Annotated in this window: 16 protein-coding genes; 2 read left to right on the top strand and 14 right to left on the bottom strand. The window is 60.2% G+C overall.

Going from position 1 to position 16368, the window contains the following annotated elements; all coding sequences use genetic code 11:
- Positions 1 to 28: 28 nt before the first annotated feature.
- The 5 genes from BFL40_RS26560 to BFL40_RS26540 are packed head-to-tail and all read right to left on the bottom strand — an operon-like array spanning position 29 to position 3952.
- Positions 29 to 664: an SCO family protein gene (locus BFL40_RS26560; RefSeq protein ID WP_071486723.1), complete on the bottom strand. Its 636-nt coding sequence runs from the start codon at positions 662 to 664 to the stop codon at positions 29 to 31.
- A complete protein-coding gene (gene cyoE, locus BFL40_RS26555; RefSeq protein ID WP_071486722.1) occupies positions 661 to 1560 on the bottom strand; it encodes a heme o synthase in 900 nt (299 codons plus the stop codon). The genes BFL40_RS26560 and cyoE overlap by 4 nt, the downstream gene beginning before the upstream one ends.
- Positions 1548 to 2627 (bottom strand): COX15/CtaA family protein, encoded by a 1080-nt coding sequence (locus tag BFL40_RS26550; protein ID WP_071486721.1) that lies wholly within the window; start codon positions 2625 to 2627, stop codon positions 1548 to 1550. Before BFL40_RS26550 ends, cyoE begins: the two co-directional genes overlap by 13 nt.
- A 10-nt stretch (positions 2628 to 2637) precedes the next feature.
- Complete coding sequence (locus BFL40_RS26545; RefSeq protein WP_071486767.1) at positions 2638 to 3222, bottom strand: PA_0111/PP_0108 family redox-active disulfide protein; 585 nt, start codon at positions 3220 to 3222, stop codon at positions 2638 to 2640.
- Positions 3188 to 3952, bottom strand: a complete 765-nt coding sequence (locus tag BFL40_RS26540) for an SURF1 family protein (protein WP_071486720.1) — start codon at positions 3950 to 3952, stop codon at positions 3188 to 3190. Before BFL40_RS26540 ends, BFL40_RS26545 begins: the two co-directional genes overlap by 35 nt.
- A 28-nt stretch (positions 3953 to 3980) precedes the next feature.
- Between BFL40_RS26540 and BFL40_RS26535 the strand changes: the two genes are divergently transcribed.
- Positions 3981 to 4184 (top strand): twin transmembrane helix small protein, encoded by a 204-nt coding sequence (locus BFL40_RS26535; protein WP_071486719.1) that lies wholly within the window; start codon positions 3981 to 3983, stop codon positions 4182 to 4184.
- Positions 4185 to 4190: 6 nt separating this feature from the next.
- Here the strand turns inward: BFL40_RS26535 and BFL40_RS26530 are convergent, their stop codons facing one another.
- The 4 genes from BFL40_RS26530 to coxB are packed head-to-tail and all read right to left on the bottom strand — an operon-like array spanning position 4191 to position 8459.
- On the bottom strand, positions 4191 to 5078 hold the full coding sequence (locus BFL40_RS26530) for a cytochrome c oxidase subunit 3 (protein ID WP_071486718.1): 888 nt from the start codon (positions 5076 to 5078) through the stop codon (positions 4191 to 4193).
- A 35-nt stretch (positions 5079 to 5113) separates the two neighbouring features.
- Positions 5114 to 5665 carry a cytochrome c oxidase assembly protein gene (locus BFL40_RS26525; RefSeq protein ID WP_071486717.1) on the bottom strand — a complete coding sequence of 184 codons (552 nt, stop codon included), beginning with the start codon at positions 5663 to 5665 and terminating at the stop codon, positions 5114 to 5116.
- Between the two features lie 21 nt (positions 5666 to 5686).
- Positions 5687 to 7273 (bottom strand): cytochrome c oxidase subunit I, encoded by a 1587-nt coding sequence (gene ctaD, locus BFL40_RS26520; RefSeq protein ID WP_071486716.1) that lies wholly within the window; start codon positions 7271 to 7273, stop codon positions 5687 to 5689.
- Positions 7274 to 7331: 58 nt separating this feature from the next.
- Complete coding sequence (gene coxB, locus BFL40_RS26515) at positions 7332 to 8459, bottom strand: cytochrome c oxidase subunit II (protein ID WP_071486715.1); 1128 nt, start codon at positions 8457 to 8459, stop codon at positions 7332 to 7334.
- Between the two features lie 369 nt (positions 8460 to 8828).
- Here coxB and BFL40_RS26510 point away from each other — a divergent pair, with 369 nt between their 5' ends.
- A complete protein-coding gene (locus tag BFL40_RS26510) occupies positions 8829 to 9476 on the top strand; it encodes a hypothetical protein (protein ID WP_071486714.1) in 648 nt (215 codons plus the stop codon).
- 67 nt (positions 9477 to 9543) lie between these two features.
- On the opposite strand, the gene BFL40_RS26505 is transcribed toward BFL40_RS26510, so the two are convergent.
- The 5 genes from BFL40_RS26505 to BFL40_RS26485 all read right to left on the bottom strand — a co-directional run bounded on the left by BFL40_RS26505 (position 9544) and on the right by BFL40_RS26485 (position 16367).
- On the bottom strand, positions 9544 to 11085 hold the full coding sequence (locus tag BFL40_RS26505; RefSeq protein WP_071486713.1) for a SulP family inorganic anion transporter: 1542 nt from the start codon (positions 11083 to 11085) through the stop codon (positions 9544 to 9546).
- An 85-nt stretch (positions 11086 to 11170) separates the two neighbouring features.
- Positions 11171 to 11902, bottom strand: coding sequence for a carbonic anhydrase (locus BFL40_RS26500; protein ID WP_071486712.1), 732 nt, complete (start codon positions 11900 to 11902; stop codon positions 11171 to 11173).
- 229 nt (positions 11903 to 12131) lie between these two features.
- Positions 12132 to 13190: a PA0069 family radical SAM protein gene (locus BFL40_RS26495; protein WP_071486711.1), complete on the bottom strand. Its 1059-nt coding sequence runs from the start codon at positions 13188 to 13190 to the stop codon at positions 12132 to 12134.
- An 81-nt stretch (positions 13191 to 13271) separates the two neighbouring features.
- Positions 13272 to 14570: a cytochrome c gene (locus tag BFL40_RS26490; RefSeq protein WP_071486710.1), complete on the bottom strand. Its 1299-nt coding sequence runs from the start codon at positions 14568 to 14570 to the stop codon at positions 13272 to 13274.
- Between the two features lie 12 nt (positions 14571 to 14582).
- Entirely contained in the window at positions 14583 to 16367 is a 1785-nt protein-coding gene (locus BFL40_RS26485) for a GMC family oxidoreductase (protein ID WP_071486709.1), read from the bottom strand.
- Position 16368 lies beyond the last annotated feature (1 nt).

The raw sequence follows: 16368 nt of genomic DNA, 5'->3' as shown, positions 1-16368 counted from the left end.
ATCATTCCCACGCAGAGCGTGGGAACGATCATTTGCGCTGCAACAAAACCGGCAACTGCACCACCAACTTCTGGTTGTTCAGCGGCGCGCGGATAAACCCGCGCTGAGTCCCATCCGGGCCGATCAGCGCCAGGTTGCCACTGTGGTCGACAGTGTAATTGGGCTTACTGGTATCGGCCGGAATAAACGGAATGCTCACGGCATTCGAGACCTTCTGCACATCGTCCACATTCGCGCCGGTCAGGCCTTCGAACTGCGGGTCGAAGTAACCCAGGTACTGCTTGAGCTGAGTCGGCGTGTCGCGGTTTGGATCGACGCTGACCAGGATCACTTGCAACTTATCCACAACCTCTTTGGGCAGTTCGCTCTTGATCTGGCGCAACTGGGCGAGGGTGGTCGGGCAAATGTCCGGGCAGAAGGTGTAGCCGAAGAACAGCAGGCTCCACTTACCTTTCAGCTCGTTGACCACCACCGGCTGGCCGTCCTGGTTGGTCATGGTCACCGGCGGCAGTTGGCGGCTTTGCGGTAGCAGGATGATACCGGCGTCGATCAGCGCTGTCGGGTCGCCCTGGCCTTTGCCCGAGAGCACTTTGTTGACGGTCAGGCCCATGATCAACGCGACGATGGCCACCAGGATAAAGACGGTTTTTTGAGTTCGAGTCATAGGTTCAACAGTAAGTAGTGGTCTACGAGCAGGGCGATAAACAGCAAAAACAGGTACCAGATAGAGTACTTGAAGGTGTTGATCGCCGCGTGCGGCTGGGTGCCACGGTACAGCACCCAGGCCCATTGCAGAAAGCGTCCGCCCAATACCAGTGCACACGCGAGGTACAACAGGCCGCTCATGTGGATGACATAGGGCATCAGGCTCACCGCCAGCAAGGCGAAGGTATAGAGCAGGATATGCACCTTGGTGTAATGCTCGCCATGGGTGACCGGAAGCATCGGGATATCGGCCTTGGCGTATTCCTCCTTGCGGTGAATGGCCAGCGCCCAGAAGTGCGGCGGGGTCCAGGCGAAGATGATCAGCACCAGCAGCAGCGGTTCGGCGCTGATATGGCCGGTGACGGCAACCCAGCCCAGCAGCGGTGGCGCGGCACCGGCGAGGCCACCGATGACGATGTTCTGCGGCGTCGCGCGCTTGAGAAAGCCGGTGTAGATCACCGCATAACCGAGCAATGAAGCCAGTGTCAGCCAGGCGGCCAACGGGTTGGTAAATGCCAGCAACAGGGCCAGACCTGCAACAGCCAGAAACAAAGCAAAGGCCAGGGCAGCCACCGGCGACACGCGCCCTTGCGCCATTGGCCGTTTATGCGTGCGCGCCATCACTGCATCGATCCGCCGATCCACCACATGATTGACCGCCGCCGCGCCGCCGGCGCACAGGGCTATCCCTAAGTTGCCGAAAATCAGCACCGCCCACGGCACTCCAGCGCGAGTGGCGAGGAACATGCCCACCAGAGAGGTGATAAGCATCAACACCACCACTTTCGGCTTGGTCAGCTCCAGGTAGTCACGCCAGATCGCCTGGCTGTGACCCGCGCCGATCAAGGTCGCCATGGCATCTCTCCTTTAAGGGTGATGAGCCCCGATACGTGTTTGCGTGGGATGAAGCGCCAGCCGAACCGCGACTGATTGCGCACCCGAACCAGGCTGGTGCGCGCGTGGTAATTGACCAACACCAGCGTCAGCAACAACGCCGCGCCGCCCGCGTTATGCGCCACGGCCACCGGCAGCGGCAGATGGAAATACACGTTACTCAAGCCCAGGCAGATTTGCGCCGCCAGGGCGATCAACAGCAGGCCCGCCAGTCGGGTCATGCCCACCGCGCGCAGTTGCCAGGCCAAACCCAGCAAAACCAAGGTGACAATGACCGCGCCAATACGGTGGGTCAGGTGGATCGCCGTGCGCGCATCACTATCGAGCTGCCCACCCAGGTAATTGGGGCCGATGTGTTGGGTGAGGTGAAAACCGTTGGCAAAATCCGCGGCCGGCCACCATTGGCCATGGCAGGTCGGCAGATCGATACAGGCCACCGCCGCATAGTTGGAACTGACCCAACCACCCAGCGCGATTTGCCCAATCACCAACACCAACCCGGCCGTCGCCCAATATTGCAGGCGCTTGGGCACGATCAACGCGGGCAGCACGCCGGACAAACGCAACGTCAGCAGAAACAACAAGCTCAGGGTCGCAAAGCCGCCCAGCAAATGCCCTGTCACCACTTGCGGCCACAGCTTCAATGTCACCGTCCACATGCCGAACGCCGCCTGGGCAAACACCACCGCCAACACAAACACTGGCAATTTCACCGGTTGGCCAGGATCACGCCGATGGCTCCACGAACGCGCCGCCAACAGCACGATCAGCAAACCCAAAGTGCCGGCGAAGTAGCGATGCGTCATTTCGGCCCACCCCTTGTCGGCCTCCACCGGGGTGTCCGGGAAATGCAGCTCGGCATGGGCCAACTGGGCTTCGCTTTGCGGCACGCTGATGAAGCCATAGCAACCCGGCCAGTCCGGGCAACCGAGGCCGGCGTGGGTCAGGCGGGTGTAGGCACCGAGCAGCACGACGATCAGCGCCAGCAAGGTGGCAAACAACGCGAGGCGAAATCCAGGTTTGGCCATGACGATGCCCTTATCCGATGTTCGACAGTTTCAGTAGCAGGCGCAGGTCGTTGAGCAGGTCCTTGCCCTTGACCTTGGTGTCGTAGCGCAACACCAGGTTGCCGTGGGGGTCGACGATCCACAGTTGTGCATCACCCGGTGCAGCGGCGTCTTTGGTGAAGGTCGAGAGGTCCAGCGCGTAGCGTTGCAGTTGCGGGTACTCGGCTTTGAGCTTGGCGTCGTATTCGGCGCTCACCGGTTGCGCGCTGGCCAAGGCATGGCTGGCACGGGATGCATCGCGCCCAAGGCTGATTTGCAGCTGACGCGCCAGGTACACCAATTGCTGGCAATCGGTAGTGCACGCGGCGGGAGCGGTGACCAGCAGTTGCCAACGACCCTCATCCGCCTGCACACCGATGTCGGCGCGGGTCTGGCCGTTGCCGATCATCTCGCCATGGTAGCTGCGGCTGTCCGGCACCCAAAATTGCAGCTTGTACATGAAGGTCGCCAGCACCATCGGGCCGATCACCATCATCAGGATCAACACCAGTTGCCAGCGACCTTTGCGTCGATCCGGCACCTCAGACATGTTGAGTGGATTCATGGCCGCTCCCATGGGACTTCTCCTTTTTGTTGTGCCATCCGAGGTAGAGGTAAAGCGCCAGCAACGCCAGCGACATGGCAAACCACTGCACGGCGTACCCCAAGTGTTTTTCCGGGCCCATGGCGACCACAGCCCAAGTGGTGTCGTACGTACCCGGGCCAGGTTCGGCACGCAACTCGTAGGCAAAGCCGCTGCGGCCCAATTCAGCCCAGAGTGCTGCGGGATGCAGCGCGGTGAGCAGGCGCGGCCATTGCGTGGTGGCCGGGTCGGCGTGCAACTGGAAGGTTTCGCCGGGGGCGACATACACCCAGGCGTCGAGATTCAATGGTTGTTCGGGGGTGGTGAAGACCGGCGGCGTGCGCCGGTCCGGCCACGGTAGCCAGCCACGATTGAGCAACAGCCACAGGCCGCTGGCCTGGTCGTGGAAGGGTTGCAACAACTCGACACCCGCCCGGCCGTCGCGCATGCGGTTATCGAGTAACACACTGTGTTCGGCATCGAACTGACCGCGCAGATGCACCCGGCGAAAGGCCGGATCCGCCATGTCATTGAGCTGCACGCTGCTTATCGGATCGGCCACACGCCGCTCGGCATAACTGTCCACCAGCAGCTGTTTTTCATGGCCACGGGCCAACTGCCAGAACCCCAAGCCCACCATCAACGGCAGCAACACCAGCACCACCAGCGTCGGTGCAATCCCGGGGCGAAAGCGTTTTATGGCGCTGGCTATACTTGTTTTCATTGCCCGCCCATCCCAATGGAACCAGACCATGCTCAAAGCAGCCATTGCCCTGATGCTGATCGCGACTGTCGTAAGCCTGTTCAGTGGCTTGTTCTTTCTGGTCAAGGACGAGGGCAACTCCAACCGCCTCGTCACTGCCTTGACCGTGCGTGTCGTGCTGGCCGTGATCACCGTGGCGTTGATCGCCTGGGGCTTCTTCAGCGGCCAACTGGCTTCTCATGCACCCTGGTAAGGCGCCTCACAGCACATAAACGAAGAAAAACAGCCCGATCCACACCACATCCACAAAGTGCCAATACCAACTGGCCGCCTCGAAACCGAACTGGTGTTCGGCATTGAAATGCCCGCGCAAGATGCGCATCAGCATCACAAACAGAATGATGGTGCCGATGGTCACGTGAGCGCCGTGGAAGCCGGTGAGCATAAAGAACGTCGCGCCGTACACGCCCGAGCCGAGGGTCAGGCCCAGTTCTTTATAGGCATGCATGTACTCTTCGGCCTGGAAGGCGAGGAATGCCCAGCCCAGTAATACCGTCAGCGCCAGCCAGATTTTCAGCGCACCGCGATGGCCCTTGCGCAAGGCATGGTGGGCGATGGTGATGGTCACGCTGGAGCTGACCAGCAAGATCGTGTTGATCAGCGGCAAGCCCCACGGGCTGATGGTGCCTTCCGGCGGGGGATAGAGTTTCGGGTCCGGGTTGTTGAGCAACGGCCACGTGAATTCGAAATTCGGCCACAGCATGTGCGCGATGCCCTTGTGCCCTTCACCGCCCAGCCACGGACCGGACATGTGCCGCACATAAAACAGCGCACCGAAGAACGCGATAAAGAACATCACTTCGGAAAAGATGAACCAGGTCATGCCCCAGCGAAACGAGCGATCCATCTGCGGGCTGTACAAACCGGCGCGGCTTTCCTTGATCACTGCGCCAAACCAGCCAAACAGCATGTAGGCCAGCAACAGCCCGCCGACGAAAAAGATCCACGGCCCGTGGGATTCCGGGCGCGCCGCCTTCAAATCGTTGAACCACACACCCAATCCGTAGACGGTGGTCAGCATGCCCAAGGTGGCAATTATTGGCCATTTGCTTTGCGCTGGTACGTAGTACGTATCATGAGACGACATGTATTCGCCCTCCTGATTGGGCCTGCAAACAGTAGCTAGCCGCCGGTATGGACAGCCACCGGCGGTTGGCGCGCAGTGATATCAAACAGCGTGTACGCCAAGGTCAAATGCTTCACAGCCTTGGGCATGGCGCGGTCGACAATAAAGCGCACCGGCATCTCGATGCGCTGACCTGGCTGCAGCACCTGCTGGGTAAAGCAAAAGCACTCGGTCTTGTGGAAGTACATCGCCGCTTCGGCCGGGGCAATGCTCGGCACGGCCTGGGCGGTCATGACTTTGTCGGTGGGGTTGTAGGCCACAAACAGCATCTCGGTCACAGCTCCAGGATGCACCACCACCTCATCCGCCTTGGAATGAAACTCCCAGACCATGTCGATGGCATTGGTGGAGAGGAACTGCACGCGCACCTGGCGCGTGGGGTCGACCACCTGCTCGCCCTCGTACTGCCCGGCGGTCTTGCCATTGATGCCGAAGGCTTTGCACATCACGTCGTAGATCGGCACCAAGGCAAAGCCAAAGGCAAACATCGCCACCACCAGGATCAACAGGCGGGTAACCAAACGCTTGATCGGTATGGACTCAAGCATGGCAGCCTCCCATCACCCGGCTCACTTGACCTCCGGTGGCGTGGTGAACGTGTGGTACGGCGCGGGTGAGGGAATGCTCCATTCCAGGCCTTCTGCCCCCTCCCACGGCTTGGCCGGTGCCGGCGGGCCGCCACGGATGCACTTGATCACGATAAACAGGAAGAAGAGCTGCGTAGTACCGAACAGGAACGCGCCGATGGAGGAGACCATGTTGAAGTCGGCGAACTGCAGGTTGTAGTCCGGCACCCGGCGCGGCATACCGGCCAGGCCGACAAAGTGCATCGGGAAAAACGCCATGTTCATGCCCACGAAGGACAGCCAGAAGTGCAGCTTGCCCAAGGTTTCGTCGTACATGTGACCGGTCCATTTCGGCAGCCAGTAGTAGGCCGAGGCGAAGATCCCGAAGATCGCGCCAGGTACCAGTACGTAATGGAAGTGCGCCACCACGAAGTAGGTGTCGTGGTACTGGAAGTCCGCCGGGGCAATCGCCAGCATCAGCCCGGAGAAGCCGCCGATGGTGAACAAAATCACGAAGGCCACGGCAAACAACATCGGCGTCTCGAAGGTCAGCGAGCCTTGCCACATGGTGCTGACCCAGTTGAACACCTTCACGCCCGTCGGCACCGCGATCAGCAGCGTGGCATACATGAAGAACAACTCGCCGACCAACGGAATCCCGACCACGAACATGTGGTGCGCCCACACGATGAACGAGAGGAACGCGATGCTCGCCGTGGCGTAGACCATCGAGGTGTAGCCGAACAGCGGCTTGCGCGAGAAGGTCGGGATGATCGAGCTGACGGCGCCAAACGCCGGCAGGATCATGATGTACACCTCGGGATGGCCAAAGAACCAGAACACATGCTGGAACAACACCGGATCACCGCCGCCGGCCGCACTGAAGAAGCTGGTACCGAAGTGGATGTCCATCAGCATCATGGTCACGCATCCGGCCAGTACCGGCATCACCGCGATCAGCAGGAACGCGGTGATCAGCCACGTCCAGACGAACAGCGGCATTTTCATCAGGGTCATGCCTGGCGCGCGCAGGTTGAGGATGGTGGCGACCACATTGATCGCGCCCATGATCGAACTGATGCCCATCAGGTGGATGGCGAAGATAAAGAACGTCACGCTTTCCGGCGCATAGGTGGTAGAGAGCGGGGCGTAGAAGGTCCAGCCGAAATTCGGCCCGCCGCCGGGGGTGAACAGGGTGGACACCAGCAGCAGGAACGCAGCCGGCAACAGCCAGAAACTGAAGTTGTTCATGCGTGGCAGGGCCATGTCCGGCGCGCCGATCATCAGCGGGATCATCCAGTTGGCCAAGCCGACAAACGCTGGCATCACCGCGCCAAAGACCATGATCAGGCCGTGCATGGTGGTCATCTGGTTGAAGAACGCCGGCTGGACGATCTGCATGCCCGGCTGGAACAGCTCGGCGCGGATCACCATAGCGAACGAGCCGCCAAGCAGGAACATGGCAAAGGCAAACCACAGGTACATGGTGCCGATGTCTTTGTGGTTGGTGGTCAGCACCCAGCGCATCAGGCCTTTGGCGGGGCCGTGGGCATGGTCGGCGTGACCATGGTCATCGATCACAGTGCTCATGGCCGTTCTCCTGCATGCGAGTGGGCGGGGCGGTTCAGGGCATACGCAATGAAGGCTGTCATTTGCTTTGCGCCTGTTTCAGAGCCAGCACATCTTTGGGCGTGACCATGTCGCCTTTGTTGTTGCCCCAGGCGTTGCGCTCGTAGGTCACTACGGCGGCGATATCCACTTCCGAGAGCTGTTTGCCGAACGCCGCCATGGCGGTGCCGGGCTTGCCGAAGTAAACGCGATGCAGGTGATCTTCCTTGGCGCCGGTGGCGATCGGCGAGCCTTTGAGCGCCGGGAACATCGGTGGCAGGCCTTGGCCTTCGGCCTGGTGACAGGCCACGCACGTGGTGTGGTAGACCTTGTCGCCACGGGCCACCAGCTCATCCAGCGTCCAGTCTTTGGAGGTCAGCTCCTTAAGCTTGGCCGCTTCTTCCTTACGCTCGCCGAGCCAAGTGTCGTAGTCGGCCTTGGATTTGACCTCAACCACGATCGGCATGAAGCCGTGGTCCTTGCCGCACAGTTCAGCGCACTGACCACGGTAGATGCCAGGCTTCTCGACGCGGGTCCAGGCCTCGTTGACGAACCCGGGAATGGCATCGCGCTTGACCGCAAAGGCAGGCACCCACCAGGAGTGGATCACGTCGGCGGCGGTCACCAGAAAGCGCACCTTGGCACCCACCGGCAGCACCAGCGGCTGATCGACCTCCAGCAGGTAATGCTCGCCCTTGGTGGCCTGGTTATGTATCTGTTCGGCGGGCGTGGCCAGGTTGCTGAAGAACTCCACGTCCTGGCCCAGGTATTTGTAGTGCCACTTCCACTGATAGCCGGTGATTTGGATATCGATATCCGACTCACTGCTGTCGTAAATGTTGATCAGGGTCTTCGTCGCCGGAATGGCCATGGCCACCAGAATCAGCAAGGGCACGACAGTCCATAGAATTTCCACGGTCGTGCTCTCGTGGAATTTGGCCGCCACCTGGCCCGTGGACCGGCGATGAAGAATCATCGACCAGAACATCGCGCCAAACACGACAATGCCGATCACCACACAAATCCAGAAAATGGTCATGTGCAGGTCAAACACGGCGTGACTGACTTCAGTCGCCCCTGGCGTCATATTCGTTGTCCAGGCGGCTTGCGCCTGGCCGAATACTGACCACAACAGTAGGCCCATCCAAACGTGTGGATGTCGCGTCATTGCGGGTTCCCCTTTATGTTTCTTGTTATCCCGCCGGTTTGCACCTGCGGCGAAGGGAGCGGCTTCCATACTGCTTACAACCGCCAAGCCTTGCCTGCTACTGCAGTTGGGCGTCATCAGCTAATTGCGTACAAACCCGAGTATAGACAGCACCAGCAACCCCGCAATGCGCGCGGACAAATGAGCAAAAACAGACGGACGGAGCCAATAAAACCGGGGGGCGGAAACGTTTTTCCGACGAACGATGGCAATCCGATATAACGCGGGCGCATAACCATGAAATAATTATTACAAATGCGTCTTAGGCGCACGTATAAACGAGCTACCTTATCCTCTCCCTTTTCCTACGCCTGTTTCACTGGAGCCTTCATGAACACCGCCGCATTGCGCGAGCAGATTTCCCGTGCCCATCAACACGAAGCCACTACGGGCCAGCTTGCCCAGCAACTGGAAAACCAATTGCCGCACCTGCATTCGGCCATCTCCCTGGCTGACGGTGATCGCACCCAAGTAATGACCCGCTTTGTCACTGCCTACATCGATCAAGTGCCGGACCTGCTGGACGCTGCCAATGACGTTGCCCGCGAAGCCGGGATCGAAAGCCAGATCAAGCCGGTACTGAAGATCGCCGAGCATTTCTTCCTGCAACCGCCAGCGATCCTGGCGGGCCATGAAGGGCTCAACGGCCTGCTGGACGAGGCCTACCTGGCTCATCGGTTAGTGGAAGAGGTCAATGATTTGTATATCAAGCACTTCGGCCAACCGCTGATTCCGGCGGATACCACCGTAGCCAATTTGATCGCTCATCAACTGATCGGCGAGCAGTTTGCCAATCAGCTGGATGAAGCCGTGCATTTGGCGGTGGATGAGATGCTCAACGAAGACAGCTTTGCGCTGGAGTCGGTCGAGGCGTACCGCGAGACGCTCAAGAGCCCGGACACGGAAGCGGCGTGGAAGCGCTGGCCGTGTTTGTCGCGGCAGTTGGGGGTTGAGTTGGCGTTGGATCAGCCTGCTTAAATCTCTGGGCTGATAGAAAGCAAATGTGGGAGCCGGCAAGCCCGGCTCCCACATTGTTTTGTGATGTTCAGGCAGCCGCTGAACCTACCCCCGTCGTCGTCCGCACCCGGCCTTCCAGTCGACGCTTCAACCCCCGCGCCTCGATCACCAGTTTCGAGCCCTTCGCCGCATTGGCCCGCCCCCATTCCTCCAGCAACTCCAGGCAGGAATGGTCGATGTAACTCAGGTTATTCAGCGGCACATGCACGGTGGTTCCCGCGGGCACCGTCGACAACACCTGGGTGAGTGCCGGCACTTTCAGAAACGTCGCCGCACCGGTCAATCGCAACTCCATCTCGCCGTCTTGGGGCAAGTCGATCAGGCTGATTTTCAACCGTGAAGCCTTGAACGCCAACTTGACCAACGTCAGCCCGAAGCCCACCAGCACGCCGGTCAACAAGTCGGTAAAGATGATTGCCAGCGCCGTGGTCGCATAAGTGAACATCGGCATCCGCCCGTATCGCCCCAACGCTCGGAACGCTTTGATGTCCACCAGCTTGATCCCGGTGTACACCAGCACACCCGCCAAACTCGCCACCGGAATGCTCTGCAGCACGCTCGACAGCAACAGCACAAATGCCAACAACCACAGGCCATGGAATATCGCCGACAATCGGGTAGTGGCACCGGCCTGGACGTTGGCCGAACTGCGCACGATCACACCGGTCATCGGCAGGGCACCGACCAAACCGCAGAGCATGTTGCCCACGCCTTGAGCGGACAATTCCTTGTCAAAATCCGAGCGCTGGCCGTTGTGCATACGATCGACCGCCGCAGCAGAAAGCAGGGTCTCGGCACTGGCAATAAACGCCACCGCGAACGCAGCGATCAACAGTTGCGGGTCAGCCAGGTTCAGCAGGTCACTGGGGCGTAACCAGTCGATGGCATCGGCGAGATTTTCCGGAACCTCCACACGCTTGACCTGCAACGCGAGCACCAGGCTGGTCACCGTCGCCAGGCCCACGCCCAGCAGGGCACCCGGCACAAAGCGCAGGGTTTGCGGACGGAATTTATCCCACAGGTACATCACCAGCATTGTCGACAAACCAAGCAAGCCGGCCTGCCAACCGAGCCCACCGCCAAAGGTCGGAAGCACTTCAGCCAACGCCGCCGGGAAGCCTGCCAGATTATCCAGCCCTGAAGGCTTGGGTGCACCGTCGAGCATCACGTGGATCTGCGACAGCACAATCAGCACGCCGATACCCGCCAGCATGCCGTACACCACCGCGGGCGCCGTGACACGGAACCAGCACCCCAGTCGCAGGCGCCCGGCCACCAGTTGCAGAAACCCCGCCAGCAACAGGATCGGCCCCAGCATCAACATGCCGTGCTGGCGCACCAGCTCAAACACCAACACCGCCAAACCTGCCGCCGGGCCACTGACTTGCAGCGGCGACCCCGCCAACCAGCCCACCACCAGGCCTCCAATAATCCCAGTGATCAGCCCTTTAGCCGGCGGCATACCGGAAGCAATCGCGATGCCCATGCACAAGGGCAAAGCGACCAGAAACACAACCACGGAGGCAAGCAGCTCCCGTGGCAGTACAGCTTTCAATTGAGCAGCACGCATGATGACTCTCCCGAGGCATTCGCCGGGCATGGCAAAGCCTGGCTGCATCCATGGCAGCCACCGCTTTACCCGGCAGGGAAGTGTTTTAGAAGCGCGCTTTAGGCGTCGCGGAAGGAATCGGCTCGGTGCCGTTCAACGGTCGGAACGCCGCCTGATCCGCATCGTAGGCCCGAATTTCGCTGGTCTCGATGTTGTAGATCCAGCCATGGATAAACAGATGACCATTGGCCATGCGCGAGGCCACGGAAGGGTGGGTGCGCAAATGTTGGAGTTGGGCGATGACGTTTTCTTCGGTCAGCACCTTCATGCTCTCGCCTTCATTGGCGCAGTCGCAATTGTCCTCAACCATGGACTTGGCAACCTCAGCGTGACGCAGCCAGGCTTTGACCGTCGGCATCTTTTCCAGGCTGTCGGGGTTGAGCACCGCGCGCATGGCGCCGCAATCGGAGTGCCCACAAACAATGATGTGCTGCACGCCCAAGGCGAGCACTGCGTACTCGATGGCAGTGGAAACACCACCGTTCATCTGGCCATAGGGCGGCACCACATTGCCCACGTTACGAGTCACGAACAAATCACCAGGTGAGCTTTGAGTGATCAGCTCGGGCACGATGCGCGAATCGGCGCAGGTAATGAACATCGCTCGTGGGCTTTGGGCCGTGGCGAGTTTCTTGAAGAGTTCTTCCTGCTGAGGGAAGACGTCGTGATGGAAATGCAAAAAGCCGTCAACGATATGCTTTAGCGCTGCATCGGCGGATTCCGCCACCTGAGGGGCTGAAGCCGACGCAGCCAACGGCTGTTTATCCTTGTCACTCATGATTCATCCTCTTGATTAATGCAGGGGAGTGGTTCAGTTCAGTTCGACGCCTGGCCTGTGGAATAGTTGTAAAACACCACAAGCCTGACGCGTCGACTCATCAGTCACTCGCTGAACAAGGTAACCGCCGAAACTTAACTCAAACTGAATGAACCGCTCTAGATCGCGGGTTTCAGTGATATCAAAACGCGACCACTCCTACAAGAGCAGCGCGTTCGTCCTCATCAGTCTACAACAATGCCATCTGTCTGCCCGGCGGGCAGAACGCCGTGCAATCCAGGTTAAATCCTTCCCGACGATTGAGCCCCAATCGCTTGATCGCTTTGCTGAAGCGCTGCGCCAATAAATCGGCAAACGGCCCTTCACCACGCATGCGCACACCGAACCGGCTGTCATACACCTCACCGCCACGCACCTGCCGCACCAGGCTCATCACATGGGCCGCACGCTGCGGGTAATGCGCTGCCAGCCACTCCTCAAACAACGGCGCCACTTCCAACGGCAGGCGCAGCATCATGTAGGCCGCACTCTGTGCACCGGCGGCATGCGCCTCGGTCAGCAGGCTTTCCAACTCGCTGTCGTTGATCATCGGAATCATCGGCGAACACAGCACGCCCACCGGGATTCCCGCCTCGCGCATCACCCGTATCGCCCGCAACCGGGCCTTGGGCGCCGCCGTGCGCGGCTCCAGGATGCGCTTGAGTTCATCGTCCAGGCTGGTGAGGCTGATCATCACCGCCACCAGGCGTTGCCGGGCCAGCTCGGTCAACAGGTCAAGATCGCGCAGTATCAACGAGCCCTTGGTGATGATGGTCACCGGGTGCCGGTAGCGCAGCAGCACCTCGAGGGTTTGCCGGGTGATTGTGTACTCGCGCTCGATGGGCTGGTACGGGTCGGTGTTGGAGCCCAAGTTGATCGGCGCGCACACATAGCCCGGCTTCGACAGCTGCTGTTCCAGCACGTCGGCAGCATTGGTCTTGGCGATCAGCTTGGTTTCGAAATCCAGCCCCGGCGACATATCCCAATAGGCATGGCTGGGCCGCGCATAGCAGTAGATGCAGCCATGCTCGCAGCCGCGATAGGGGTTGATCGAGCGATCGAACGGCAAATCCGGCGAGTTGTTGCGGGTGATGATGGTCTTGGCCGTTTCAATACGCACCTCAGTGCCCTGGGTCGGCGGCACTTCCTGAAACCAGCCGTCGTCCTCAGCCACGCTGACGGTGGGCGCAAAACGATTGTGCAGGTTGGTGGCCGTGCCCCGGCCACGGGGCGGCAACGGAGTAGACATGAAAACGCCTCGATACTGTTTTTATATACAGTATCGAGGCGCGAAGCTTCTGACCAGTGCCGTTTGGCGGCCAGGAAAGGATCAGTACTTTTGCGTCACTTGCCCCTGGTCATCGCCCGAGGTGGTGCGCAGATCACTCTTGCGCAGATCCGCCACGTCACTGGCTTTAACCGGCGCACCTTTGTTGCCCCAACTGCCACGGACGAAGCTGACCACATCTGCCACTTCCTGGTCCGACAGACGCCAGGCGAACGCCGGCATGGTGAAGGTCGACGGCGCCGTATGGGTGGCCGGCAAGGTACCGCCGTTCAACACAATGTTGATCAACGACGTGGCATCCGCCGTCTGCAACACCGGGTTACCCGCCAGTGCCGGGAACACCCGCGTATAGCCATGGCCGTCGGTGCGATGGCAGGCCGCGCAATTGTCGATGTACACCGACGCGCCCGGCTTGCTGTCGTCACCTTTCCAAAGGGCGCCAGCCACCTGCTTGTCGTACTGATGCGGTTGATCCTTGGGGTCCACCGCCGGCAGGCTCTTGAGGTAACGGGCGATGGCGGTCAGGTCATCCTGCGACATGTACTGCATGCTGTGAACGATCACGTCGCTCATGCCGCCAAACACCGCGCTGCGATCACTGCGCCCGGTCTTGAGGAATTGCACCAATTGCTCTTCGCTCCAGCTGCCGAGGCCGTCCTTGTGGTCGCCGCGCAGGCTTTTCGCGATCCAGCCTTCCAGCGGCGCGCTGCCGGACAGGAAAACGTTGCCATCAGCGGCGCTCAGGGCTTTTTCCTGCATGGTCAGGGCCCGTGGCGTGTGGCACGCGCCGCAGTGGCCAAGGCCTTCCACCAAGTAGGCGCCACGGCTGATCACCGGGTCGGCGCTGGCTTGTGCTTGATGAGCCTCGACAGCCGGCGCAAACATCCATCGCCATGCCGCCAACGGCCAGCGCATGCTCAAGGGCCAAGGAATATCGCTGTCCTTGTTCTCCTGGGCAACCGGCTCAACACCCTTCATGAAGTACGCATACAGCGCCTGCATATCGCTGTCGCTGACACGCGCGTAAGACGGGTAGGGCATGGCCGGGTAAAGCGTACTCCCACTCTTGGCGACGCCATGGCGCACGGCCTTGTCGAAGTCTTCAAAGCTGTAGTCACCCAGGCCGGTCTTGTCCGGGGTGATGTTGGTGGAGTAGATCACACCGATCGGGGTTTCCATCGGCAGGCCACCGGCAAAGGGTTTGCCACCCTTGGCGGTGTGACAGGCCACGCAGTCACCGGCGCGCGCCAGGTATTCGCCCTGCTTGATCAGGTCGGTTTCGGCGGCGCTTACCGAGCAGCTGCTGAGCAACGCCAGGGAGGCGATAACGAGTGCTTTCATGGTCATCGCTCCTTATGCCTGAACCAGTGGGCCGGGGTTTTTCAGGTACTGCTCGCGGATCGCGCGAGCGGACCAATAGGTCAACGCCGCCACCAGGCCGGTAGGGTTGTAACCCAAACCTTGTGGGAAAGCGGACGCTCCTGGGACAAACACGTTGTGTACGTCCCAGCATTGCAGGTAACGGTTCAACGCACTGGTTTTCGGGTCGGTGCCCATGATCGCGCCACCGTTAAGGTGGGTGGTCTGATAGGACGCGGTGTTGAAATGCTCGCCTACCTGTTTGCCGAGCACGGCAATCGCCTTGGGGTTCATCGCCTCGGCGACCTTGCCCATTTTCTCGACCATGAAGCGGTTCATCTTGATGTCGTTTTCCTGCCAGTCGAACGTCATCCGCAGCAGCGGCAGGCCGTAGGCATCGCGGTACACCGGGTCCAGATCCAGGTAGTTGCCTCGGTAGGACTGATGGGCGCCGTGGGAGTCCATCGACACCTGGTGAGTGTAGTAATCGGCGGTGGCGCGTTTCCAGGCACTGCCCCAGGCCGGGGTGCCCGGTGGGTTGGACGTACCGGCAATCGGCCGGCTGCCCGCCTGGTTGACCCACATCGGCGAACCGCCCACAAAGCCATGCGGCCCGTGGTCGAAGTTGTCGGCGTTGAAATCGTCGATGGCCACGCCATTGCCGCCCGCACCGATGAAGTTGTTGGTGTGGGTGTCTTTGTCGAAGAACGCCTTGATGGTGGCCATGTTCTGGTAGGCGAAGTTCTTGCCCACCACGCCTTCTCCGCTGATCGGGTCGTAGGGCTTGCCGATGCCCGACAACAGCATCAGCCGCACATTGTTGAATTGGAAAGAACCGAGGATCACCAAGTCTGCCGGCTGCTCGCACTCGCGCCCCTGGCCGTCGATGTACGTCACGCCGGTGGCCTTACTCTTGGTGCTGTCGAGGTTGACCTTGAGCACGTGGGAATTGGCCCGCAGTTCAAAATTCGGCACCTGGCGCAGCGCCGGCAGGATGTTCACGTTCGGTGAAGCCTTGGAATACATGTAGCAAACATAGCCACTGCAAAAGCCGCAGAAGTTGCACGGTCCCATCTGCGCGCCGTAAGGGTTGGTGTACGGCCCCGAGGTATTGGCCGAGGGCAGGTTGTAGGGTTTGTAGCCCACCTCAGCAGCCGCCTTCTGAAACAGCTGTGCAGAAACGGTATTTTTCTGCGATTCCAACGGAAACGGGTTAGAGCGGTCCGGTGCATACGGGTTGCCGCCACGGCCTTCGCCCACCAACTGGCCTTTAACGGTCCAGGCCTGGCCGGAGGTGCCGAAGACTTTTTCGGCATAGTCGAAGAACGGCTCCAGCTCTTCATAGCTGACGCCGAAATCCTGGATGGTCATGTCCTTGGGAATGAAGTGCTTGCCGTAGCGTTCTTCGTAGTGGCTACGGATACGCAACTCGATCGGGTCGACACGAAAATGCACACCCGACCAGTGCAGGCCGGCGCCGCCCACGCCATTGCCTGGCAAGAAAGCACCCAGCTGTCGGTTCGGCAAGGCGACGTCATTCACGCTATGGCGAATCGTCACCGTCTCCTTGGAGATGTCCTGGAAGAGTTTTTTACGCACGCTGTAGGTCAGTTCGTCGATGACCTGGGGATAGTTGCCGTCCGGGTAAGTGTCCTGCATCGGGCCGCGCTCCAGCGCTACCACGTTGAGGCCCGCTTCCGTCAGCTCCTTGGCCATGATCGCGCCGGTCCAGCCGAAGCCTACGATCACCGCATCCACTTTCTTCATGATGGTCGCCACG

Origin of the sequence: Pseudomonas costantinii, assembly GCF_001870435.1 — a bacterium.
Taxonomy (GTDB): domain Bacteria; phylum Pseudomonadota; class Gammaproteobacteria; order Pseudomonadales; family Pseudomonadaceae; genus Aquipseudomonas; species Aquipseudomonas costantinii.
This window is presented reverse-complemented; position numbering and strand designations above follow the sequence as displayed.